Below are 23289 nucleotides of genomic sequence, written 5' to 3' on the forward strand. Positions count from 1 at the left end.
CATGTCTTCAGCGTAGCGATTCGCGAGTGGGGCGCTCAGCTTCCCAGCAATCCCGTTAGCCTTATCAGGAAGCCACGGTCTGGCAAGGCCCGAGATCGCGTGCTGACCACATCGGAAAGGACCGCGCTCATCTCGGCTTGCAGTCAGTGTCACAACCCGTGGATTAAGCCTGTCGTGATCTTCGCGCTGGAAACCGCTGCACGACGCGGCGAAATCCTTGCACTGACATGGCAAGACGTTGATTTGGCACGTCGGACGGCGACCCTACAGATTACGAAGGCAGGGCAACCGCGAAGGATTCCGCTATCCGCAACGTGTGTCACCATGCTTGAAGCACTACCGCGCAGCCTTGACGGACGGGTCTTCCCTGTTTCGATGGAAACAGTCAAGCAGGCATACGAACGAGCGGTTGCACGGGCCGGTATCACCAACTTCACTTTCCATGATCTGAGACACGATGCACTGACGCGACTGGCAAAGCAGGGGCTTTCCATTCTGGAACTTCGGGCAATATCCGGTCACGCAACCGCGAACATGCTTCAGCGATACGTGTCGATTGACGCCGGTGAATTGGCAATGAAGCTCGGCTGACCGTAGTTGGAACAGCACTGGTTATCGGTCCATCGCCCGCCCGCGCGGTGGATCGATCAGTGTTCGCTCACCCCTTATGCTTCTTCATCAGGCGGGCGTGTTGTGAAATCAATACTGACGATCAACGCGGACCGCCGAAAGGGAACCGTGAACGCGACGTGGCACCATTCCAAGCGACCGGACGCGGCGAGCGTTAGCAACTCCTGAAAACGACTCTCCGTCATGTCAACCACGCCCTGTAACTCCGGTTTGATCGAGATGAATGCGCCAACGTTAGGCACTTCGGGATTGCCGATACCCGGCTTGTCGGTCGGGGAGACTTGGAACAAGAACCGGGTCACATCGCGTACCGGTTCGGTGAACTCCCCTTCCAACAGAATCGATGCACGACTTTCGCGCTCGGGTGGATAACCGCGTGGGCGGTCCACACGCTCCGTTAGACTCGCGTCCCAACTTGTGATTCGCCCGTATCGACTCAGCAGTTCGCGTCGGCGGCGTGGATGTGTTCCCTTTCGCATGCCTAGTCACCCCCGCACGAACGGCAACACCGTTCTCATCACGTTGAAACTTTCAATGCTTCATTCCGCGAACGCAGCGCGTCATTCATCGAGTTGATGCCGTCAACGCCGTTGATAACAGGGCCTTACGCTTATGGCTTCACTTTGGGTCGAACGCAAGCTTCGAGCGGTTGACCGGCGCTGACACACCATATTTGTGAACCACGTCTCCTACTAATTCGACGAACCACGGCGCAGCTTCGGGACAAACAACGATGCTGCGAAGCAAGGTCTCCAACGGGATCGCCGCAGACATACCATCAGGGAGTGCGCTTATATCTTCGTTCTCATGGAAGCGATCAATAATGACCCGCACTTCCTTTTCATAGTCGTAAGCCTTCAACTTGTATGCGAACACGTTTGAGTACGGCTTGAAGACTAACTGCGGATCACGCCAGTGCTTCACGTATTCAACTTTGGCGATGTTGATGGCATACGGCAACTTCGCAAGTTTGATCGCATCGCGAAGCTGTCCAACCGTGGTCGTGATTGCGACAGCAGCAGAAGACTTCCCGTACAAGCTCCACATCGCCATACTGTCGTCCCTACTTTGGTGCCAACAGTTCACGAAGACGCGCTCGCGTAGCCGAGTTTTGAACTCTGCTACCGACGAGTTGATTTCATTCTTACGAAAGGCTTCTTCTATAGCGTGCTTTATCGATTCCGTGAACGCTCCTTCATACTTGTCTGCAAATCGGTCGCCGCGACAAAAAAAGAGCGTGCGGTTATGGAGCAAATCGAGAAATTTTGCCGTATCTAGGTAACGCCACAACACAGTATCGTCGGTGAGTCCGTTCCCGATACTCGGTATGCCTTTGAAGATCACCGCCATGTCGTTCCCCTTCGTTCGTCTGCTATTTTCACTACAGCCCAACAGTGATTTGGTTGCGCCACGTACCCAAGACACCAATCAATGGTTCGACTATCTCGAATCCGCGCAACCGCACCAACCATCGGTCAGGGATTCCATCGACGCCGACGCGAATTCCCGCCAACCCCACCGCCGTGCAGGCGGTAGGTCGATTAGCGTACCCGCCTGAATCTCAGTGCAGCAGTTCGCCACGGGTCGGCGCTGAATCGGCGTCGGCCACCGTCGCGACGCTCGGCACACCGAAGTCGATCAGTCCGTCGCTGTTGTACGTCTCGACTACGAATTCAAGCAGCGATGCGAACCTGCTCACGATGGACACGAAGTTCCCAGCCACCATGCCGCCGCCATACGGCATGACGTAGGAGACAGCAAGGTCTTCGTCCGAGTCGATAGTGAACACCGGCAGGAACACTTCTTCATTGAGCCGCCGCGCCAGTGCGTGCTTCTGGTCGATTGGAGCTTGTCGTGCCAGTGGCAAGTACGTAGCGAATCGGATGAATTTTCGGTCAGGGATCAAGAACACACGATAGGCGATGCCTTGTTCGGTGCGCAAGCGGATGACATCAGGCTGTACGTCGTAGGGCACCACACCGCTATCGCGGAGATGGGCGTCAAGAGTTTCGATGGTAACTGCGGATTCTTCAAAAATTTTCGTCAATAGGCGCTCCCGATAGGAAGTAAGGCCCGACTGTCTTGCCGTGACCCGGAAAGAAAAACCGCCGATGAACGGCGGTTACTGGTTCTCTGCATACGTCGCTAACCGCGCAAGCTACATGGCCGCGAGCTTCTGAATACGGGCTTCCATCACCTTCGCAAGGCAAGCCACGTCGGAACACGCGTTGCGCTCGTTCACCAGCCAGTTCCGTTCATCGGCTTTCAGGCCGTTCGGATCGTTCGACTTCGCGCGGGCAGCACTGTAGGCAGCAGCTAAGCGCCGATCCGCATCGGCAGTCTCGGGCGTCGAACAGATCAGTTTCTCCATCTTCGACGCAGCAGGCGAACAGTCGAATGACGCGATGATGGCGACGGGCTGTTGAGCTTGCGCATCCTGTTTTGCATCGACTTGTGACGAAGGTTCCGATGCTGCCGTCTGCTGGGCCGTGTCGCTGGTGACAGCAGTTGTGTCCGACGCGGGATTGCTGTCTTCGCTGCCGGATGGCATCGAAGTCGTACTCTGCTGCGCCGATTGCGCTACCTTGCCCGCATCCGATTGCACGTCCGCACCAGCTTGTGGTTTTGCCGTGTTATGGGGCTGTTCCACCTGTCGTGCTTGCGCACGCATAGCCGCATCATTTTGCAGCCAGTCCACCCCGTAGAGCGCACCAACGGCGAGAAGGAGAATCACGCCGACAATGCGACCTATCTTGGTTGAGACGAGCCACCAGAAGAGCGCACCAACCCCGATCAGAACTATGCCGATGAGCTTGAAGTTTTCGATAGTCTGGTCGGCTCGATGCGCCGCTTCTTCTCCTTCTCGACGGTTCCGTGCCGCCTGAAAATATGCAAGCTTCTCACGGCGAAGCCGGTCTTCTTCGTACTGCCTGACTCGATCATCCATCGATCCCCCTTTTTGTTTCATCTACAAATACGGTACATGTACCCTAGAGATCGCCGCATCATATCGGAAAGATGCGGGGCATGCCAAATCTCAGCAGCAGCCGCCAACACCCCACTCTCGTTGCCCTTGGACGTGCGATCCGGCGCATTCGCAAGGATCGCGGTTTGTCGCAGGAACAACTGGCGCTGACCGCTGGAATCGATGTGAGCTATCTAGGGCGCGTGGAACGCGGTGACAACAATGCGTCTGTTCTCGCGTTGCATTACATCGCCGAAGCACTTGGCATGACGATGACGGCGCTGATGACCGAAGCGGGCTTATGAGACAGCCGCCGATTGCGCGACTGCGATTCCCGTATCCGCATGGTTTGACGGCTGATGTTCATGCGCCGCGCGACTTGCGACGATCCCAATCGATGAGTGCGACCGGTACGCCGTCCGCTCCGAAACCAGTCGGTTCACGTGACGGATTCACCACGGCCAGCACACTCGCCCGTGAGATGCCGTAGGTCCGCGCCAAGGCACTTACCGTCTCACCCGCCGCGTACTTGCCCTTCATCTCTTCGCGTTGCGCTGGCGTTGTCTTGGACGGTCTGCCAAGGGTTTTGCCTTCTGCCTTCGCACGCACCAATCCGGCTTGCGTGCGCTCCACCAGCAGTGAACGCTCCATTTCCGCAACAGCAGACAACATCGTGAGCATCAGCTTCCCGGCAGATGACCCCAGATCGAGTTTCCCGAGTTGAAGCACGATAACTTCGATCTTGCGTTCGGCCAACGTCCGCACGGTCCGCAGAACATCTTCGGCATCGCGTCCCAATCTGTCGAGACGGGAGACAACCAACGTCTCGCCATCCCTGATCTTGTCCAACATCGCGACGAACTGCGGGCGCTGCGACGCATGGGTCTTGCCGCTGATGCCTTCGTCCGTGAACCAGTAATCGACCTTGAATCCAGCATTCTCGATTTCGAGACGCTGATTCTCGGTTGTCTGTTCGCGCGTGCTGACCCGACCGTACCCGAAGATCGCCATAGACACCCCCGAAGGCGTTGGAAAAGGGTGTCAGAATATCACTTGATGTCGGAAATAGTCAACCCTATATTTCCAACAGGCCGGACCAATACATCCGATAACTGTTGGGAAACGGTGGTTTGGCGACAGTCGCTTGGCCGATGCACAACGACGGGTGTACCCGGTTCGGTACGCGTAGGTCATATCAGTTCGACATGGATTCTCGTTCAGTCGTATGCCGAACCACCTGCGGACCGGTTCGGCTAAGGCATACCCATAGAGAACCGGGATGTTGCCGCAACATTGGACAGTGTCACGAATACTGCTCAGGAACGTGTAAAATCGTGCAGCAGTTCCATCCCCCAAAGCATCCCACGTTTGTAGCCGTCCGATTGCTCCATATCGTCCTGCAAAAATGAAAATAAGCTTCGGTTCTCCCCACAAGTCAATAAAATCGTTCCCTACGGTCGAACTGCCAGATTTTGTGGTGCTGACTGGCGTAAACGGCGCTGGTAAAAGTCATTTCCTACAGGCGCTTGAAGCTGGATTGCTTCGCATCGAAGAAGTCCCCCATAACCCGCATACTAGAAATATCCGGCGGTTTGATTGGTCCAACATGGTTCCGAACGACAGCGGATCGTTTGCGGGATTCCAAGCAAAGCAAGAACGATCACAAATGTGGTCGCAACTCTCATCCCTTGCTGCACCGTTATTACCGCAGATACAGCAGATTTGCGGCCAATACCCAACGTTATCGAAATTCAGCGTTAAGCAATTGACTTTGCTTACGCCTGAAATATTGAGCGCGGAAGGATTCACAGAATCTGAAGCCACGGCAATACTTCAGCAAATTCAGAACTTAACCAACAATGTCGATCAGGCATTAACTCAGCAATTTGTACAACAAGACCCGCAAAACCGTTCGCGGCTTTTGTCTGGAATTCGGGCATCAACACAACTTCGACTAGCAGCGTTCGAAGAAGAAGATTTTTACGAGAACTTCCCGCTGACGTGGCAACCGGTAGATATGTTTCAGCAGTCGTTCGCTCGACTATTTGCCGAATACCAAGAAAATCACACAAGAAATCAGTTCAAGAAATTTCTCAATTCGCAAGGCGAAAATCACCGAGTATTCAGCGAAGACGAATTCGTATCGCGATATGGAGTTGCCCCGTGGAATTTTGTTAATGACATTCTGGAAACCGCAAATTTAAGTTTCCGGATTAATGCACCGGACAAGTTCGACGAGCGCCCGTATGAACCAAATCTCGTAGACCAAATCACTGGTATCCGGGTAAAATTTAATGATCTATCTTCTGGCGAAAAGATTTTAATGTCTTTCGCGCTCTGCCTATATTACGCGAAAGACAAAAGGCAGATTGTCGAATATCCACAAGTGTTGCTGTTCGACGAAATAGATGCACCGCTACATCCTTCAATGACGCAATCGCTGCTGCGCACGATTGAGACTGTATTGATAGGCCAACACAAGATTAAGGTCATTTTAACGACGCACTCCCCTTCGACGGTAGCATTAGCGCCGGAAGAATCGTTGTACGCCATGAGAAAGGGCGATACCAATCGGTTGGTAAAGACATCGAAGGACAGTGCGCTTTCCATCCTGATGGAAGGCGTGCCGTCTTTAAGCATGCACTATCAAAATCGCCGTCAGGTTTTTACGGAAAGCCATTACGATGCAGAGTTCTACGAAGCGTTCTACGAAAAACTAAAGTCGCGTCTCATCCCCGAAATTTCCCTGACCTTCATTGCAGCAGGTGGCGCAAAGGATGGCGGATGCGCTCATGTTCGCGATGTTGTAAGCAAGTTGCACGGCGCAGGGAACGGAACGGTTTTTGGCATAATCGATTGGGATTGCGTTAATTCCAGCGCCGACCGCGTGAAGGTGCTAGGACAAGGCTTGCGATACAGTATCGAAAATTACATTTTTGACCCAATTCTAATTGCCGCATTTCTTTTTAGAGAGCGATTTGTATCGCGAGAAGAACTAAAACTCACCGAAGACGAAACGCACGCCGATTTCACTCGATTCAGTGATGACAGATTGCAAGGCATCGCAGACTTTGTCGTAGCAAAGGTAAAGCAGCGATTAACGAGTGAAGTTGCGACCGACACCATAGAGTGTCGCTATGTCGGTGGTAATTCCATTCGCGTGCCGAGTTGGTATATGACCATGCAAGGTCACGATCTTGAAGGCTTACTTAAATCAACCTTTGATGAATTGAAACGCTTCCACAGAGAAGGCGATTTAAAAAGAGCGATAATCTTAAAAGTGATTGACGAGCTTCGATCATTGATACCCGACTGCTTGCTTAAACTCTTCTCATCGATACAGGCAACGTGAGATAAAATCCTGACCCTTGGTCAGCGTGTCGGCAACAGGCGTCGATGTATTGTTCAAGGCCGTACTATTCGGAAGATGCTTGGCTTCGGGGCTGCTTTCTTTCGGATAGACATCGTTCGGGTCTTCGCCGAAAAGGACTTCATACATATGCGACGTTGCCGCGACGAATTTGTTGTATTTCGCGCGTTGCTTTCTGGATACTTGTTTCATGATTTGATTTCGGGACGCTTGTTAGGCTTGTGCGCCCGTTGTCAGCGGCTGATATGAACTGGATTTGTGGTGAAGGACAGGACGGGCGGGCACTTCTTTATTAGCCACAGGAGAAGAGAGAAAATCAATTTCAAACTTCACCTATGGACAACCGGGCACCCCTTATAGGGGTGTGTCCGTGTCTGTCCTTATTAGGTCGGCGGTCAAGTTCTTGGCCTTCTTGTTACATCGACTTGTCCGGCTTGTCCGTCTGTCACTTCGACCAGACGTAATCGCCGTAGGTTGCGACCAAGTTGGCTTCGTTCACCAGTCGGTCAAAGGCACGATCAAACGCCCTGCGGCATGCGTCCGGGCTTCCATTGCTGATACCCGCTTCGATTGATGCCTGTTTCAACTTACTCTTCGGGACGACAAGCGGCGGATACATCAAGCCCAATGCCTGTTTCAGTTCATCTGGCGGTTCAACGCCTTCGAACTCGGTGATGTCCCGCAGAACACGTAGGCAAGTTTTCGCTGCATCACCGAGTTTCGCACCAGCAGCTTTCTTCGATGTCGCATCAAGCATTACAAGGGCAGCAGAAGACATTCCATCGTCAAGGGGTACGCGCTCGATTCGGAAGTGGTGTTCAGTACCTTCTTCACCTTCTTTGTTCTTCTTGCAGACCAAGGAACGTTCGTCACCTTTCTTGTCAACGCGATATTCGTAGTCAACAGCGCCAGTCAGGCCAGATGCGCCGCGCAACCTGTCTTTGTCGCCATTCCCCGAGTGATGCACGATGACGACAGATGCGTTGAAAGGAAGACGCAAGTGGGTATCCAACAGGTTCATGAGAAGGCCCATGTCCCGGTTACTGTTCTCGTCCGCACCACCGATATTTCGCGCCAGTGTGTCGATGACGATCATTCGTGGCGGTTCGTTCTCAGATGCGGCCTTCGTGATGTCGTCGGCCAACCGCTTCACGCTGTTGGGATCAGATAGTGGAACCGGCGACTGCCATAGGTATAGCGGTGCGGTGTGCAAGGATACGTCGTTTGCTTTTTCCCAAGCGAACAGTCGTCGGTTGAAGCCCTTCTGACCTTCGCCGACGATGTAGAAAACCGCACCCGGTGCGACATCTTGGCCGTGCCAGTCGGTGCCGGTCGCGATGCAACATGACCAATCGATTGCAACGAAACTCTTGCCACTGCCGGATGCACCGAACAGCATGCAGGACGTGCCCTGTTCCATCACACCGTCGATCAACCAATCGACGGTGGTCGTTTCGGCCATTGCATCAGCAGCACGGACGAATCCACCAGTGCGCGGAACAGCGGCTTCGACTTGCTTCGCGGCGTTCTCGCCGGTCAGCGCCTTCGAGATCGTCGTCTGGCCGTAGGTCTGCCCCGCCGTATGCGATTCGTCCCACTTTTCACGGTATAGGCCGGATCGCCGGAAGAGTCCATCAATCTGGTCCGCATCGCGCGTGAAGCGGGCGAACATGTTGCACAGGGCAAGGTCTGCTTCAGACGCACTCGGATGATCGAAGCAGTGGCCGTCATGGAACAGATTGCGGAATCGCTCGCCGTCACCGATGTGGGAAGCCCTTTCAATAATTTCATCGTCGGTCAGGACCTTGCCCTGCCGCTGCACCAGTTCAACGACATTCGAATCAACAGGCTTGGCCGATTGGCTATAGTAGTGTTCGTGCAGCCAGCTCTGCCCTTCTTGCTGTTCGGTTACATCGTAGCCGCTGCGGAACTCATGGCCCGTCATCGTGAAGTAGCGCGGACTCTTCTGGTCGTAGCATTCGAGACGATTGCCGGGACCGGCCTTGCCGCATTCGACCAGTTCACCGAGACCGAAGAGATGAAGACCATCGCCACTCGGCGATCTCTCGACGTATGTATGTGGAAACTGTCGCAGCACGTCGTCGGCCCATGCTTCCGGGTTGCAGTCCGCATCCAGCACATGATCGAAATCGATACCGAACAAGCCATCGACAAGAACGATGCCGATACCGTCGAACTCACCACTTTGATACTCGTCACGGACCTGATCGAAATTCGTCCACGTGTTGGGATTCTTCGTGCTTGCGTGGCGTCCGTTCGATTGCTTCGGGACCTTCGTCCACCGCTTACCGTCATACTCGTACTGCCACAGGAGCCACTGCGGACGCTCTTTCAGCGATGCGGGAATGCCTTCGAAGTTGACCGGCAAGGCGACCGGCTTTTTTTGGACAGGTAGCGCCGACATCATTCGGCACCACGGGAGAGCGTAACCGCAAGCAGCGGAATGCCAAACGGCGATTGGATGACGGTTACATATGTATTGCGGGACAACATGTTCGTATGTGCGAGTGCACTTGATAAATTCGCAATCCTTATCGAATGACCATCATGGGCGCGAACAGTCGCATTGCGTATCGCGCTGATGCCGACGACAAGGAAGCCTATTGTTAGATTGAGTTCCCGGACGGCTTTTCATCAGGCGCAACAACGCCATGCGAAACATGCGGACGCAATGGGTCCAGGAACGGCTTGGATACTGCTAGAAGGAATCATGTAGACGCTTGACCAGAACAGTCGAAGCGTTGCGGCAGAAGCCACGTCAGGTAGGTTCCGCCGAAGGCGCGAACACATAATCAACTCAACAGTGCGCATTATGCCAGAGCGCGACCACTTTGTCAATTGTGCTCTTGACATCGTAGCGTTTTGTTGGGTCGCGCCAACACTCGATTACCGACCGTTGAAAGACGGTAGCAACCAGTGGTGGCGACAACAGTCGGCTACCACGTCGTAGCACTGCCATTGATGATTGTCCGCGACAGCACAACCATACAATCGACCCCTACCCATCGGGCAACACCATAACAACCAGTTGCACTGGTACTGTCCGATCCAGCTTCAGTGGTGCAACGTGACGGTATCGGCAATGATAGACGGGTGTGCCGACCTTCGCGGGTGTCATCACGAATGGGGTGTCATCGACCGTCGTCGCTAACACTAGTGCTGTACCTGCAACGGCGAGCCTGTCAGATTTTTAGTGTGCTGAGGTCATGAGACGATAACGGAACTAACGTCCTATGACCGATGCAACAGTGAGCAAGAAGAGCAAGAATCCGAAGGCACCAAAGCTGTTTCCCGATGAGCTGATCGATCAGTTGCTTGCCCAGGTTCAGGGCAAGGATGCCGAGTCGATCCTGGGCGAATCGGGGCTGGCCGGCCAGCTCAAGAAGCAACTGGCCGAGCGCATGCTCGCGGCCGAGTTGAGCCACCATCTGGCAGCCGAGACCGAGCAAGGCAGGGCCGGTAACCACCGCAACGGCACCAGCCCCAAGACGGTCCTGACGCCCAACGGCGAACTGAAGCTGGATATTCCGCGCGATCGACAGGCGACGTTTGAGCCGCAGTTGGTCGGCAAGTACCAACGCCGGCTGCCAGGCTTCGACGACCACGTGATCAGCATGTATGCGCGCGGCATGAGCGTTCGCGAGATTCAGGGCCATCTGCTGGAACTGTACGGGTTGCAGGTGTCGCCCGACCTGATTTCGACGGTCACCGACGAGGTGCTGGCCGACGTCGAACAGTGGCAGCAGCGCCCGCTCGAGGCCATGTATCCGATTGTGTACTTCGACGCGCTGCGGCTGAAGATCCGCGACGAAGGCACGGTCAAGAACAAGGCGGTCTATCTGGCGCTGGGCATCCGCGCCGACGGCCGCAAGGAAGTACTGGGTTTGTGGATCGAGCAAACCGAAGGCGCCAAGTTCTGGCTGAAGGTCTTCAACGAGCTGAAGAACCGCGGCTTGCACGACATCCTGATCGCGGTGGTCGATGGGTTGCGCGGCTTCCCCGAAGCGATCGAGGCGGTCTATCCGGCCGCCCAAATCCAGACCTGCATCGTGCATCTGATCCGCAATTCGCTGAATCTGGCGAGCTGGAAGGATCGCAAGCCGCTGGCTGCCGCGATCAAGCCGATCTACCAGGCCGCCACGGCCGAGGCGGCGGCAGCGGCGCTCGACGCCTTTGCGCAGAGCGAGTGGGGCCGCAAATTCCCTACCGTCGCGGCCATGTGGCAGCGCCAATGGGAACAGGTGATTCCCTTCTTTGCCTATCCGCCGGAGGTGCGTCGAATCGTATATACGACAAACGCTATCGAGAGCATGCACATGCAGTTGCGCAAGATCGTCAAGAACCGCGGCCACTTCCCGAGCGACGAAGCCGCCAGCAAACTGCTGTATCTGGCCTTGCGCAACATCGAAAAGGATTGGAAGATGCCGCCTATCACTTGGCGGCAAGCAGTTAATCAGTTCGCCATTCTGTTCGGCGAGCGATTCACCTCCGCCATCAACTGAGACCTTTAACCGGCCTCAGCACACGAAATTCCTGACACGTCCGCAACGGCGAACACCGATCACGGTCGGTGGTGTATCACCCCATCGGCATGGCTGGCAACACCATCGTCAGCGGTAACACTGCATCAACGGTGGTGTGCGCGTTACCATTGTTGGTGGGTGTAACCCTGCCAGCATCACTGGTAACAGTGTCATCGGCAGTGGTAACAGTGCTTCAATTGCTACAGTGACAACGACACCAATGACACCGACCACTGTACCGCCAGCGTCCACCGTGGTGATCGTGGGCCGGTCACGCAATCAATACGACATACCGTTGCGCGACCACTGTAGCGACAGTTTCTTCGGTCCGGTCCAATGCAACAGTCCGGTGCAACAGTCGGCGGCACCATTGGCGGCAACGGTGCTTCACTGTCAATGGTGATGACCACACCAATGCAACCGACCACTGTACACCGGTCGGCGATCCACCATTGCAGATGCCGACGGGTGTGCACCGGTCACGCAGTCAGCGCGTCCGGTTCGTCCTTCGCTTCCATCAACTGTCCTACAGTCTGACCCGGCTGCTGAATGTCGAGATGCGGCAATGACTTCACGATCTTCATCGTTTCCAGACTGACCGTCACGACCCGCTGAAACAGTTCCAGCGGGTAACGCGGATTATTCATCGTCTCGATGGCGTAATCGTTCGCGTCGTTGACGATGCCACTACCGTTCTTGCCATCGTCAACCTTGACGCACTGCCGTTCGACAACCCAGTCCAAGGCCGGTTTGCCATTGACAACATATTCATAGGCTTCCAGCGGGATACCCTTGATCGTGATCTTGTCGTTGTAGATCAGCGTAGTCAGGTCCTTGTCCTTGCCGTTCTTGCCGTATCGCATCTTCTCGACACGGTAGTCGTTATCGGTCAACAACAGCCCGCCGCCTTCGATCTGCAATGGGTACATCGCGACAGTCTCGTAGTTGATGTGAAGGTCGGCCAGCTTACGACCAGCCTTCGAGAACGCCCAGAAGTCGGCAGGCGTCTTCACGCATGGGATGCGCGGCAGCTCCTTCCGAAGCGTATCACCGTATCGTTCACGGTAGTCCGGCGAATGCAGCAAGCCATAGACGTAATAGAACACGTCTTCCTTGGTGATCGCTTGGCCCGGATATGCAGCCTGAAAGTGCGTCAGCCCTTCATCCGTCAGTGCGTCTCGACGTTCGCGATGCGCCGTGGCTGCGGTCGGCGCTTCGAACAATTCGGCGTTTGGCGACACTTCCGTGATTTCATCCGCAGGTTCGCTATACAGGTACAACGGGAAACATTGGGAACCGTCGATGTCCGCCATATGCAGACTCGGTATGACATTCACCATCAACGCGGTGAACGCAGTACGTCCGCCCGTACCTGATGTCACAATCGCCAGATTCCCGGCGGTGGCGTCAGGGAATATACGCGGCATCTGGTACACCATGTCGTTAAGACGACGATTGAAGTACAGCCACTGCTTTGCGAAGGGACGGTACAAACTTGGCGTCAGGGACTGCGCGTCATACTCGCACTTCCGATTCTTCACGAATTCCTGCTTCAAGCTGCGATTCCAACTGATCTGCGTTGGATCGCTCCCAACAAAGTCGTCAACATTCGCTTCGCGTGCTTTTTTTTCCTGACCGGGAAACGCCTTATTAAAGCGATACAACTCCGTGTTGTAAAAATCGATCATCCGCGTCATGTTGGATGACACTGTGGTTGCGGAACTGTTGTAGCACCACGCATCGCGACTAGTAGCCACACCACGCGAATATATTTCAAAAATCTTTCGGTCGTACTTGCTGTCCTTGTCGCCAAGGGCGATGTACTCACCAAAGCGGTCGTCGCGCTGCTTCAACCAATCTCCATGCTGGTCGGGCGTGATTGACCGCCAACCATCCACTTGCGTGATCCCTTCGATGCTGCCGAAGGTGCTGATCTTCACCAGCTTCTCTTCACGCGTCAGGTAGTCGCCGATGTCATGGAAGTAAATCTGGCCGTGCTGCGCGGCGTCCGGATTCTTGACCAGAATCGAGATGGCAATCGGTGCGCGGCTGCCGCCACCAAAAATTTTGCCACCTTCCCTGCGAGATACATCACCGGAAGTTCGCTGATTTCCCCGCAGATGGAACACATGGATGCTGCTGAACTCGTCAGCCAGACACTTTCGCAAGCCATCGGCAGTGTTTGCTTCAAGAAACCCTGCATTGGTCACGAAACCGATTACGCCGCTCTTGCCGATCCGGTGTAAGCGTGTCGGCAGCGCCGTCTTGACGACGGGATCTTGATGTCAGCTGTCGTCGCGGAGTTGATCAGCTATGGCCCACGGCATGAGCTGATCGACACGATTGATTGCGTGATCAGCAATGCGGGCAAGGACGAAGCGCAGATACGCCTCGGGATCGATGCCGTTGAGCTTCGCCGTTCCGATGAGGCTATAGATCGCGGCAGCGCGCTCGCCGCCGGAGTCGGCACCGGCGAACAGGTAATTCCGCCTCCCGATGGCCACTCCACGCAACGCTCGCTCGACCGGCAGGTTATCGATCTCGAGTTGGCCGTCGTCGCAATAGCGTGTGAGCGCTTCCCATCGGTTCAGCGCATAGAGAATCGCCCGACTCGTATCGGATTTCTTTGAGAGTGTCTCCAGCGTGGCGGTGAGCCAGGCGTGAAGCTGACTGAGAAGCGGTCGGGCATGTGCTTCTCGATACGCACGACGCTCGTCGGGCGGTTTGCCGCGTATCGCGTCTTCGATCTTGTACAACGCACCGATACGCTCGAGCGCTTCGGTATTCAATGCGTTCGGGCGCGCAGCGTGTAGCTCATAGAACTGGCGTCGGGCATGCGCCCAGCAGGCAGCTTCCCTCACGCGTCCGGTCTCGTAGATAGCCTGGTAGCCGCCATAGGCGTCCGCTTGCAGCGTGCCGCTGAACGTCTCGAGATGTTGTTGCGGATGGATGCCTTTGCGATCCGGCGTGTAAGCGAACCACACCGCTGGCGGCGTCATATCGGCTGACGATCGATCGTCACGCACATAGACCCACAAGCGGCCAGTCTTCGTCTTGCCGTTGCCCGGTTCGAGCACTGGGACCGGCGTGTCGTCGGCATGCAGCTTCGTCCCGGTCATCACATGACGGCGTAATGCATCGACCAGTGGTTGTAAAAGCGTCGCGCCGTGGCCGACCCACTTCGCGAGCAACGAGCGGTCGAGTTCGACGCCTTCACGCGCATACATGACCGACTGCCGATACAGCGGGATGTGGTCTGCGAACTTCGAGACCAGCACGTGCGCGAGTAGTCCAGGGCCCGCCAGGCCGCGCTCGATGGGACGACTCGGCGCTGCTGCTTGCGCGATGTGATCGCAGCACGCGCAGGCGAACTTGGGCCGCACATGACGGATTACGCGGAAGCTCGCAGGTACATATTCAAGTTGTTCGGAGACGTCTTCGCCTAGCAGCTTGAGCTTGCCGCCGCATTCCGAGCACGTCTCGGTCGATTGCGGCAAGTGCGTTTGCTCTTCACGTGGCAGATGCTCGGGCAGCGGCTTGCGAGGCGACTGTTCCGGCGCGGTACGAGGTGTCTTCGGGATTTCGATCGGAGCCGCGCCTTCGTCCGCTTCGAGTTCTTCCAGACGCAGTTCGAGTTGTTCGATCTGACGATCGAGCTTCTCCGACTTGCGACCGAACTGCATGCGGCGCAGCTTCGCAATCAGCAGCTTCAGATGCTCGATCTCTGCCTTGGCGGTGGCGTTCGCCGCCTTGTGCGATTCGACTACGTCCTCGAGATGCCCAATGCGAGCATCGCGCTCGAGCAGCATGGCTTTGAGCGCTTCGATGTCGTCCGGATAGGCGTTGGCCGCGGTCATGCCGGCAGTTTACGCGGCGGCCGACGGGTTTACAACGCCGATGTCGGCTCGGTCGTTCGTATCGGCTGGCGCCAGTCGATACCTTCGAGCAGCATCGACAGTTGGGCTTGGCTCAGGCAGACAACGCCACCGTCGGCGCGTGGCCAAACGAATCGGCCCCGTTCCAGGCGTTTCATCAGAAGACACATGCCGTCGCCGCTCCACCACAGCACTTTGACCAGATCGCCGCGCTTGCCTCGGAACACGAACACGTGGCCGCTGAAGGGATCGCGTTCCAATACGGTCTGGACCTTCGCGGCCAAGCTGTTGAAGCCTGAACGCATATCAGTCACACCCGCGGCCAGCCAGACCTTTGTGCGGCTGGGCAGCCCGATCATGCTGCCGATTCCGGTGTGTTGCGCAACATGCGCAGCACCAGCCGCAACGTGCCCTCGTTGGGCGAGCCCTCGATCCGCACACGAGTGTTACCGACGTTGATCTCTATGGCGCCCATCGCGGCAGCGCCGATCACCGGCGTCGGCGCCACGGTCGCAGTCGGTCGCTCGATCTGTGGCGCTGGCGCTTCCAATGTGACCGGCAAAAATCCCACAGAATCGTATTCGCCGGCACGCAACGCGCGACGCCATTTGAATAACAAGTTCGTGTTCACCCCGTGTTCCATCGCCAGCCGCGCTACGGATACGCCCGGTTCGCAGGCCAGCTTGGCGAGTTTCCGTCGAAATTCGACGGGGTGATTAGGAATGCCTTTGCGTGAAGTTCTCTTCGGTGCTTCTGTTGACACTGTGGTCCCCGCTACTCGCCGTGGTGGGGTCTACTCTGGCAACATTCATTCACACCGTCGAGACGGTACCGGCGACTCGCTTACGATCCGGTCGCTGGCCCAGCGGATCGCACGAATGTAGCTGTCATACAGCGCGTTCTTGTTCGTGGCGCTGGACCGCTCGGCATAGGTGCTTCGGATGCGACTGTCGAGATGTGGGTACGCCACATTCTGGTTGTTGTCATTTGCGCTGTCTTGACCGGCCGAATAGGGCGGATTGCCGAAGATGACCCGGATATCGAGCTTCTTCTGTTTCTTACGACGGGCGCTGTTACTTGCCTGTACGGCATCAACCAAGTCTTCCTTCTCGTAAAGCTGAAAGGTATCCGCAAGGCAGATGCCTTCGAACGGCTGGTACTTACCGCCGACCATGCCGTGATATACCGCTTCGATGTTGATGCAAGCAATGTAATACGCCAGCAGCACGATTTCGTTCGCATGGATTTCGTGCTTGTACTTGTGCGGTAGTTCTTCCGGCGTGATAAGCCCGCTTTGCAGCAGACGCGTCACGAACGTACCCGTACCGACGAACGGGTCGATGATGTGAACGCCCTTGCTACCCAAGGTCTGGCCGAACTCGGCTTGCAACACGTGACCGACGCTATGAATGATAAAGTCCACGACTTCGACCGGCGTATAGACGATCCCTAGACGCTCGGTCATCTTCGGGAAGGCGTTGCGGAAGAACTTGTCGTAGAGTTCGACGACGATCTTTTGCTTGCCCGCCGCGTTGTCGATCCCTTCCGCCCGGAGCTTCACACTGTCGTAGAACTTTTCCAGCGTGTCTGCTTCCTTGTCTAGCCGGTGTTCGTGCAGCACATCCAGCACGTTCTGCATCGCCAGCGACATCGGGTTGTGCTTCGCGAAGCTGTAGTCGGCGAACAGGGCATCGAACACCGGCTTCGTGATGAGATGCTGCGCCAGCATCTCGATGATCTCGCCATCCGTGATGCTGCCGTTCAGGTCGTCACGCAGTTCAGCGGCGAATGAATCGAACGCTTCCCGTTCCTTCGTGTTCTCCGGGTTTTCGATGATGCCGGTGATGCGGTCGATGTGGGTCCGCGCGATCTTCGCAATGTCATTCGCCCAATCTTCCCAATGGTGACGGTTGCCGACCTTCTGGACCAGCTTCGCGTAGATCGCCTTCTCGATCTCGCCGATCTCGAATTGCAGTTCGTGCTGTTCCTGCGGCGTGCGCTTCTTGACCGCTTCACCGATGGTGAAGCCGCCCTTACCAGCGTCCTTGTTCTTCGTCCCGTTGGTTTTCTGCTGCTTCTTCTGAATCTTGTCAGTGATCGCGATGACTTCCATCTTGCTGGTGTCCTTGCCGATCAAGTCGAGCTTGTTCACCATCGCATCGAATCGATCATCGTGCGAACGCAGGGCTTGCAGGACCTGCCAGACGACGGCATAGGTCTTGTTGTCGCTCAGGGCTTCGTGTGGTTCGACACCAGCCGGAATCACGACCGGCAGGACCACATACCCGCGCGTCTTGCCCGGCGCATTGCGCATGACGCGACCGACCGACTGCACCACGTCAACCTGCGAGTTACGCGGCGTCAGGAACAGCACGGCATCCAATGCCGGTACGTCCACACCTTCGGACAAGCAACGGACGTTACTGAGAATCCGACAGGTGTTTTCGGGCGTCTCTGCCTTCAGCCATGCCAGCTTCGCTTCCTTCTCACTGGCATTCATGCCGCCGTCAACGTGTTCGGCTTCGCAGTGAAGTCGGGCCGCCTGTTCGAATTCTTCGGTCTCTTCAGATTCCTGATACGCTTCAACGACCGCTTGAAACATTCCGGCGATCTGTTTCGAACTAACCTTGTGAGTCTTGGCCCCTTTCGAGACTTCGATGACCTGACAGAAGGCCACCGCACGGCTCATAGGATCGCCGTCGCCAACCAAATCTTCCGTCAATCCCTGTTTCGACAGTGCCTTCCAGCAGCCAACGATCTTGGCAGCGTCGTCAACCTTCAACTGGTTGTTCTCATCCTTCAGCAGGTCTTGCAGACGCCGGTTGACGTGCGTCTCTTCGACCGCCAGCACGATCACCTTGTAATCCACCAGCAACCCGCGCTTCACGGCTTCCGAGAAGGTGATGACGAACAGTTCGTCACCGTACAGGGCCGTGTCGTCCATCGAACAAAGCGCAACGTTGTCACGTTCCGCCGTGGCCTTGGCCGAATCCCCATAGATACGCGGCGTGGCCGTCATGTACAGGCGCTTGGCAGCGCGGATGTAGTCGGCGTCGTGGACCCGAACGAAGGTGCTTTCGTCATCGTCGCCAAACGTCGCACCGGTCGTGCGGTGCGCTTCATCGCAGACAATCAGGTCGAAGTCAGCCAACCCGAACTGCTTCTGCGCACGGCTGATGACATCAATCGAGTGATAGGTCGAGAAAACGACGCTCATGTGCGACGTGTCGTGCCGCTTCACCATCTCTGCCGCCAGTCGGGCCGAATCGGTCGTGGCCGGGTAGCGTAGTTCATGGACGAAGGTTTGCACCATGTCGTCTTCTTTCTTGCGCTTCTTGCCAACGTCGCTGTCCGAGCAAACCGCAAAGCTGTGAAGCGGCGTCTCACTTTCTTGCGTCCATTCCGTCAAAGTCTGGGAAAGTAGCGACAGACTCGGTACGAGAAAAAGTACGCGCTTGCCCGCACCGGCCATCGTTTCGGCGATCTTCAGCGCGGACATCGTTTTGCCGGTTCCGCATGCCATTATCAGCTTGCCACGGTCGGCATCGGCCAGACCATGCACGACTGCGTTAAGCGCACTGGTCTGGTGCGGGCGCAGTTCCTTCTTCGCCTTGATGACCGGCATGGCCTTGGGACGGTACTGGCCCCAATCGATCTGGCTTTCTTCAAGGGCGGTCAGGTCGATCTTGCTGACTGGCGGTTGCTGATCCAGCAAGGCATCTTCGGCGTGTTCACTCCAATGATTCGTCGTGGCGACGATGATCCGGCGCGTGAATGGCTTCTTGCCCGATGCCGTGAAGAAGCTGTCGATGTCGCTTTTCTGGACCTTGTGGCCCTGTGCAAACAGCTTGCACTGGATCGCATGGAACTCGTCCGTGCCCCGCGTCTTCGCCACAAGGTCAATGCCGGTGTCCCGCTTGTCCAGCCCTTGCAGGTCCGCCCATTCCGCATAGGTCCAGACATCGCTGTATAGATCGCGGTACGTGGCTTCATTCCGCAAATAGGTGACGATCAACTCTTCGAAGTAGGTTCCCTTCTCCCTTTCGGTTACGGCAGTTTGGCGGAAGGTGTCGAGAAGCATTTCGAGTGCGGTCATAGGTGCTGAGTCGCTTGTTATTGTGGAGATGAAACCACGAAGGCGACATTATGCCTTTCGGCCAATCCGCCGACACTGACGAAATCACGAAGCGTGGGGAAGTAACGTCGCCAGAAATGAAGGTAGCCAAGGAATACGCGGCCTACCTGTTGCACGACTTGTACGATGATTATGAAACGGTGCTGGCATTGCTTCGGGAGAAGAACCGCATCGCTGACAGACCGCCATCAGACGTGGGTAATGGCGGGCACGCCCTGCTGTCACCGTTGACCTTGCATCGGAGCGCGTGCCATGCTTCCACCCGACAGGCTACTGTCTGTCACCCTGATGTCACCCTGCGGGGTGTCGAGCCAACGACGACGGAAGCAACGCAGAAAAGAAAAAACCGGCTAAGCGCCGGTTTTTAAAGGGATTTTTTGGTGGAGCGAATGGGGATCGAACCCACGACCTTCGCATTGCGAACGCGACGCTCTCCCAGCTGAGCTACCGCCCCTCACCAACAGCCGACGATCATACATCACGTCATCGGCGCTTGGCAACAGGTTTGCGCCGATTATTTCGACGGCGCACCAGCCAGCACCCATTGAACGACCGAGCGCACGTCCGCGTCGCTCATTCGAGGGTGCGCGGGCATCGGAATCGCGCCCCACACGCCGGAGCCGCCGTCCTTCACCTTCTTCACGAGCTTCGGCACCGCCTGCTTGTCGTTCTTGTACCGCTCGGCAATCTGCTGGAAAGATGGTCCGACTAGCTTCCGGTCCACCGCGTGGCAGCCCATGCACGCATTGCCGCGCGCGACCCTCAGCCCATCGCCGACATCCGCATATGCCGGCGCAGCCGTCATCGCGCCACCAAACGCCGCAATCGCGATAACCGCACCGCCCATCATCCGTTTCACGCGCGTCGCAACCATCACGGCGTCCCCGTCTTCGGATTGCCCGGATGCACGTTCGTCGAATTGGAGACCGGCGCGGGCGCTTGCAGCGGCGTCGCGGTGACGCTCGAATCCGGCACCGCGCCGACCGTCGCGCCATCGGGCGCGGTCGCAGGCGCGGCGACTGCCGACGCGCCGCTCGCGGGCGCCGCCGCCGTCAGCGCATCCGCTTCCTGCGGCTTGATGTACTGGAACACCTTGACGACCTTCTCGACGCCCGGCACGCGGCTCGCGACGTCCGCGCCGCGATTGCCTTCGTCGCTCGTCACGAGGCCCATCAGATACACGTTGCCCCGCTCGCACACGACCTTGTAATTGTTCGCGGAGATGCCCTTCTCCGCGATCATCGAGGTCTTCACGCGGCCTTCGAGATACGAGTCGTTCGCCCGGTCCGACAGCGAACTCGCCGGCCCGACCGCAAGCTCGTTGACGATCGCGTTCACGTTGTTGATCCCGCGGACGATCTCTTCGGCGCGCTGCTTCGCGGCGTCGCTCGGCACTTCGCCCGTCAGCAGCACGCGGCGGTTGAACACCGTCACGTTCACATGCGAGCCGTCTGGCAGCCCGTTGTTCATCTGCGTCAACGCCTTCACCTGGATCTCGCGATCCTCTGTCTGCGCGCCGAGCGTGCGGCGATCGGTCGCGACGAGCGCGCCGCCGCCCGCCGCCGCGCCGGCGACCGCGAGCACGCAGCCTTGCAGCGTTGCGGCCAGGCCGGCCGACAGGCCGATCACGAGCGTGGTTCTGACTAGCGTCTGTCTGACGCGGCTGTTACTCATCGACGGCTCTCCTTCGATTCAATCCTCGCCCAGCAGCATCGCGTCGATGCCGTCGCACAGGCAGTGGATGGTCAGCAGATGGACTTCCTGGATACGCACCGCCCGCCCGGACGGCACGCAGATCTGAATATCGGTGTCGGCGAGCGACGCGCCGAGGCGCCCGCCGCCATTGCCCGTCAGCGCGATGACGATCATCTCGCGCTCGCGCGCTTCCTCGACGGCGGCCAGCACGCGCGGCGAGTCGCCGAGCGGATCGAGCACGAGCAGCACGTCGCCCATCTGGCCGAGCGTGCGCACTTGTTTGGCGAAGATCTGATCGCCGTCGGCCCCCGTGCAGGCGCGGCTCGCATCGGTGTGGAGCGCGAGCCCGGGCAGGCCGGGACGCTCGCGCTCGAATCCGCCGATCAATGCTGCGGCAAGCCGCTCGGCCGCGGCGGCCGACGGGCCATCGCCGCATGCGACGATCTTGTTGCCGTTCGCGAGCGCCATGAACATCGCGTCGACGGCCGCCGCGATCGGCAGCGACAGCGCGTCGAGCGCTTCGTGAGCGAGCGCGGCGCTGTCGCGGATATGTTGCTGTATACGTTCGACTGACATCGATTCCTAATCGGGTACTGCGCGCGCGGCCTGCGTCGCGCGGCATCGTGAGTGCGGCGAGTTTACCGCACTCCGCCCCCGCCGCCAGAGCGTCGCCGCATCTCCTTACATCTCGACACAAGCTAGGCTGTTTCGTCGGCGCGAAACGCATCGCGCAGCCACACGAGCCGGCCGCCTTCGAAGGCGACGACGTCGAAGCGGCACGCGCTCGCGCCGCCCATTCGCGCCCAGAACAGATGCGCCGCGTGCAGGAGCCGCATGCGCTTGCGCGCGCCGATGCTCGCCGCCGCGCCGCCGTAGCGGCCGCTCGTGCGCGCGCGCACTTCGACGAACACGAGCGTGCCGTCGCGCTCGCGCATCACGAGGTCGATTTCGCCGCCGCGCACGGTCACGTTGCGCGCGACGGGCGCGAGTCCCGCGCGCTCGAGAAAGCGCTGCGCGCGCGTCTCGAACGCAGCGCCGACGACGCGCTTGGACCCGGCCGCCTTCGAAAAGTTGTCGCGCGGCGCCGCTTCGGCCTCGCCCGTTGCCTGCCGCGCCGCGCGTGCGTGGCACAATGCTGGGCTTGTTCCGTTTGCGCCGCGTGCGGGCGCCTTTCGTGTCATGACTTCCCTCCTCGATCTCGCGCAGGCGCAGCAATACCCGACGGGCGCCCTCTACGTCGTCGCGACGCCGATCGGCAACGCCGCCGACATCACGCTGCGCGCGCTGCACGTGCTGGCGCTCGCCGACCGCATCGCCGCCGAGGACACCCGCAACACGGGCCAACTGCTCGCGCGCTACGGAATCTCGAAGCCGCTCGTCGCCGTGCACGAGCACAACGAGCGCGCGGCCGCCGCGAAGCTGATCGACCACCTGCGCGCAGGCGAGCGGATCGCGTACGTGTCGGACGCCGGCACGCCCGGCATTTCCGACCCCGGCGCGAAACTCGTCGACGCCGTGCGCGCCGCCGGCTTCGGCGTGATCCCGCTGCCGGGCGCGAACGCGGCCGCCGCTGCGCTCAGCGTGGCGGGCGACTGGGCGGGCGCATTCACGTTCGCGGGCTTTCTGCCGCCGAAGCCGAAGCAGCGCGACGCGGCGCTCCAACCGCTGCAGACGCATCCGTACGCACTGGTGTTCTACGAGGCGCCGCACCGGATCGTCGAGACAGTCGAGGCGCTCGCGGCGGCGCTCGGCGGCGACCGCCGGCTGCTGATCGCGCGCGAGCTCACCAAGCTACACGAGGAGCTGTTCGAGGGCACGCTGGCCGAAGGGCCAACGTGGCTGCGCGCGGACGCGAACCGGCAGCGCGGCGAGTTCGTGCTCGTGGTCGAGGGCGCGCCGCAAGACGCGCGCGGCGACGATGCAAACGCGCACGACGCGTTGCTCAAGCTGCTGCTCGACGAAGTGCCGGTGAAGAGCGCGGCGAAGCTCGCGGCGGCGTTGACGGGGGCGTCGCGCAACGCGCTCTATGCGCGCGCGCTCGCGCTGAAGAAAACGGAAGAAGAGTAAGGATTCGC

Annotated in this window: 22 protein-coding genes and 1 tRNA gene; 6 read left to right on the top strand and 17 right to left on the bottom strand. The window is 58.0% G+C overall.

Annotation, left to right across the window (positions count from 1 at the left end; translation table 11 throughout):
• The first annotated feature begins 99 nt into the window (after nucleotides 1-99).
• Entirely contained in the window at nucleotides 100-591 is a 492-nt protein-coding gene (locus BTH_RS32540; RefSeq protein WP_158347310.1) for a site-specific integrase, read from the top strand.
• Nucleotides 592-665: 74 nt separating this feature from the next.
• On the opposite strand, the gene BTH_RS28130 is transcribed toward BTH_RS32540, so the two are convergent.
• The 4 genes from BTH_RS28130 to BTH_RS32545 form a co-directional block, all read right to left on the bottom strand.
• Nucleotides 666-1019 carry a hypothetical protein gene (locus BTH_RS28130; RefSeq protein ID WP_025404128.1) on the bottom strand — a complete coding sequence of 118 codons (354 nt, stop codon included), beginning with the start codon at nucleotides 1017-1019 and terminating at the stop codon, nucleotides 666-668.
• A gap of 229 nt (nucleotides 1020-1248) precedes the next feature.
• Nucleotides 1249-1980, bottom strand: coding sequence for a hypothetical protein (locus BTH_RS34110; protein WP_127446415.1), 732 nt, complete (start codon nucleotides 1978-1980; stop codon nucleotides 1249-1251).
• 211 nt (nucleotides 1981-2191) lie between these two features.
• Nucleotides 2192-2677, bottom strand: a complete 486-nt coding sequence (locus BTH_RS28140) for a YbjN domain-containing protein (RefSeq protein ID WP_127446416.1) — start codon at nucleotides 2675-2677, stop codon at nucleotides 2192-2194.
• 111 nt (nucleotides 2678-2788) lie between these two features.
• A complete protein-coding gene (locus BTH_RS32545; protein ID WP_080511557.1) occupies nucleotides 2789-3598 on the bottom strand; it encodes a lysozyme inhibitor LprI family protein in 810 nt (269 codons plus the stop codon).
• A gap of 59 nt (nucleotides 3599-3657) precedes the next feature.
• Between BTH_RS32545 and BTH_RS28155 the strand changes: the two genes are divergently transcribed.
• Entirely contained in the window at nucleotides 3658-3900 is a 243-nt protein-coding gene (locus BTH_RS28155; RefSeq protein ID WP_011402588.1) for a helix-turn-helix domain-containing protein, read from the top strand.
• A 58-nt stretch (nucleotides 3901-3958) separates the two neighbouring features.
• Here BTH_RS28155 and BTH_RS28160 read toward each other — a convergent pair whose 3' ends face one another.
• A complete protein-coding gene (locus BTH_RS28160) occupies nucleotides 3959-4606 on the bottom strand; it encodes a recombinase family protein (RefSeq protein ID WP_025404133.1) in 648 nt (215 codons plus the stop codon).
• Nucleotides 4607-5000: 394 nt separating this feature from the next.
• Between BTH_RS28160 and BTH_RS32550 the strand changes: the two genes are divergently transcribed.
• Nucleotides 5001-6947: an ATP-dependent nuclease gene (locus BTH_RS32550; RefSeq protein WP_011402590.1), complete on the top strand. Its 1947-nt coding sequence runs from the start codon at nucleotides 5001-5003 to the stop codon at nucleotides 6945-6947.
• On the opposite strand, the gene BTH_RS34115 is transcribed toward BTH_RS32550, so the two are convergent.
• Nucleotides 6927-7157, bottom strand: a complete 231-nt coding sequence (locus tag BTH_RS34115; protein ID WP_127446417.1) for a hypothetical protein — start codon at nucleotides 7155-7157, stop codon at nucleotides 6927-6929. The genes BTH_RS32550 and BTH_RS34115 overlap by 21 nt on opposite strands.
• A gap of 253 nt (nucleotides 7158-7410) precedes the next feature.
• Complete coding sequence (locus tag BTH_RS28165) at nucleotides 7411-9390, bottom strand: AAA family ATPase (protein ID WP_045592532.1); 1980 nt, start codon at nucleotides 9388-9390, stop codon at nucleotides 7411-7413.
• An 829-nt stretch (nucleotides 9391-10219) separates the two neighbouring features.
• On the opposite strand from BTH_RS28165, the gene BTH_RS28170 reads away from it, so the two are divergent.
• Nucleotides 10220-11488 carry an IS256 family transposase gene (locus BTH_RS28170; protein WP_011402592.1) on the top strand — a complete coding sequence of 423 codons (1269 nt, stop codon included), beginning with the start codon at nucleotides 10220-10222 and terminating at the stop codon, nucleotides 11486-11488.
• A gap of 500 nt (nucleotides 11489-11988) precedes the next feature.
• On the opposite strand, the gene BTH_RS28175 is transcribed toward BTH_RS28170, so the two are convergent.
• The 5 genes from BTH_RS28175 to BTH_RS28195 all read right to left on the bottom strand — a co-directional run bounded on the left by BTH_RS28175 (nucleotide 11989) and on the right by BTH_RS28195 (nucleotide 19480).
• Nucleotides 11989-13638: a type ISP restriction/modification enzyme gene (locus BTH_RS28175; protein ID WP_234982862.1), complete on the bottom strand. Its 1650-nt coding sequence runs from the start codon at nucleotides 13636-13638 to the stop codon at nucleotides 11989-11991.
• Nucleotides 13639-13794: 156 nt separating this feature from the next.
• A complete protein-coding gene (tnpC, locus tag BTH_RS28180; protein WP_009889500.1) occupies nucleotides 13795-15366 on the bottom strand; it encodes an IS66 family transposase in 1572 nt (523 codons plus the stop codon).
• A gap of 29 nt (nucleotides 15367-15395) precedes the next feature.
• Entirely contained in the window at nucleotides 15396-15743 is a 348-nt protein-coding gene (gene tnpB, locus BTH_RS28185; protein WP_009889515.1) for an IS66 family insertion sequence element accessory protein TnpB, read from the bottom strand.
• Complete coding sequence (tnpA, locus tag BTH_RS28190) at nucleotides 15740-16147, bottom strand: IS66-like element accessory protein TnpA (protein WP_009888727.1); 408 nt, start codon at nucleotides 16145-16147, stop codon at nucleotides 15740-15742. Before tnpA ends, tnpB begins: the two co-directional genes overlap by 4 nt.
• Before the next feature lie 45 nt (nucleotides 16148-16192).
• Complete coding sequence (locus BTH_RS28195; protein ID WP_227739566.1) at nucleotides 16193-19480, bottom strand: DEAD/DEAH box helicase; 3288 nt, start codon at nucleotides 19478-19480, stop codon at nucleotides 16193-16195.
• Nucleotides 19481-19530: 50 nt separating this feature from the next.
• Between BTH_RS28195 and BTH_RS34120 the strand changes: the two genes are divergently transcribed.
• On the top strand, nucleotides 19531-19887 hold the full coding sequence (locus BTH_RS34120) for a hypothetical protein (RefSeq protein ID WP_127446418.1): 357 nt from the start codon (nucleotides 19531-19533) through the stop codon (nucleotides 19885-19887).
• A gap of 10 nt (nucleotides 19888-19897) precedes the next feature.
• Here BTH_RS34120 and BTH_RS28200 read toward each other — a convergent pair.
• The 5 genes from BTH_RS28200 to BTH_RS28220 form a co-directional block, all read right to left on the bottom strand.
• Nucleotides 19898-19973: transfer RNA gene (locus tag BTH_RS28200), tRNA-Ala, on the bottom strand.
• A 60-nt stretch (nucleotides 19974-20033) separates the two neighbouring features.
• Nucleotides 20034-20396 carry a c-type cytochrome gene (locus tag BTH_RS28205; RefSeq protein ID WP_025369721.1) on the bottom strand — a complete coding sequence of 121 codons (363 nt, stop codon included), beginning with the start codon at nucleotides 20394-20396 and terminating at the stop codon, nucleotides 20034-20036.
• A complete protein-coding gene (locus BTH_RS28210) occupies nucleotides 20393-21193 on the bottom strand; it encodes a BON domain-containing protein (RefSeq protein ID WP_009906511.1) in 801 nt (266 codons plus the stop codon). The genes BTH_RS28205 and BTH_RS28210 overlap by 4 nt, the downstream gene beginning before the upstream one ends.
• A gap of 18 nt (nucleotides 21194-21211) precedes the next feature.
• On the bottom strand, nucleotides 21212-21790 hold the full coding sequence (locus BTH_RS28215; RefSeq protein ID WP_009910064.1) for an SIS domain-containing protein: 579 nt from the start codon (nucleotides 21788-21790) through the stop codon (nucleotides 21212-21214).
• 122 nt (nucleotides 21791-21912) lie between these two features.
• Nucleotides 21913-22347: a YraN family protein gene (locus tag BTH_RS28220; RefSeq protein WP_009910065.1), complete on the bottom strand. Its 435-nt coding sequence runs from the start codon at nucleotides 22345-22347 to the stop codon at nucleotides 21913-21915.
• 46 nt (nucleotides 22348-22393) lie between these two features.
• Between BTH_RS28220 and rsmI the strand changes: the two genes are divergently transcribed.
• On the top strand, nucleotides 22394-23281 hold the full coding sequence (gene rsmI / locus BTH_RS28225; RefSeq protein ID WP_009906515.1) for a 16S rRNA (cytidine(1402)-2'-O)-methyltransferase: 888 nt from the start codon (nucleotides 22394-22396) through the stop codon (nucleotides 23279-23281).
• Nucleotides 23282-23289: the final 8 nt, after the last annotated feature.

The organism is Burkholderia thailandensis E264 (assembly GCF_000012365.1).
Taxonomy (GTDB): domain Bacteria; phylum Pseudomonadota; class Gammaproteobacteria; order Burkholderiales; family Burkholderiaceae; genus Burkholderia; species Burkholderia thailandensis.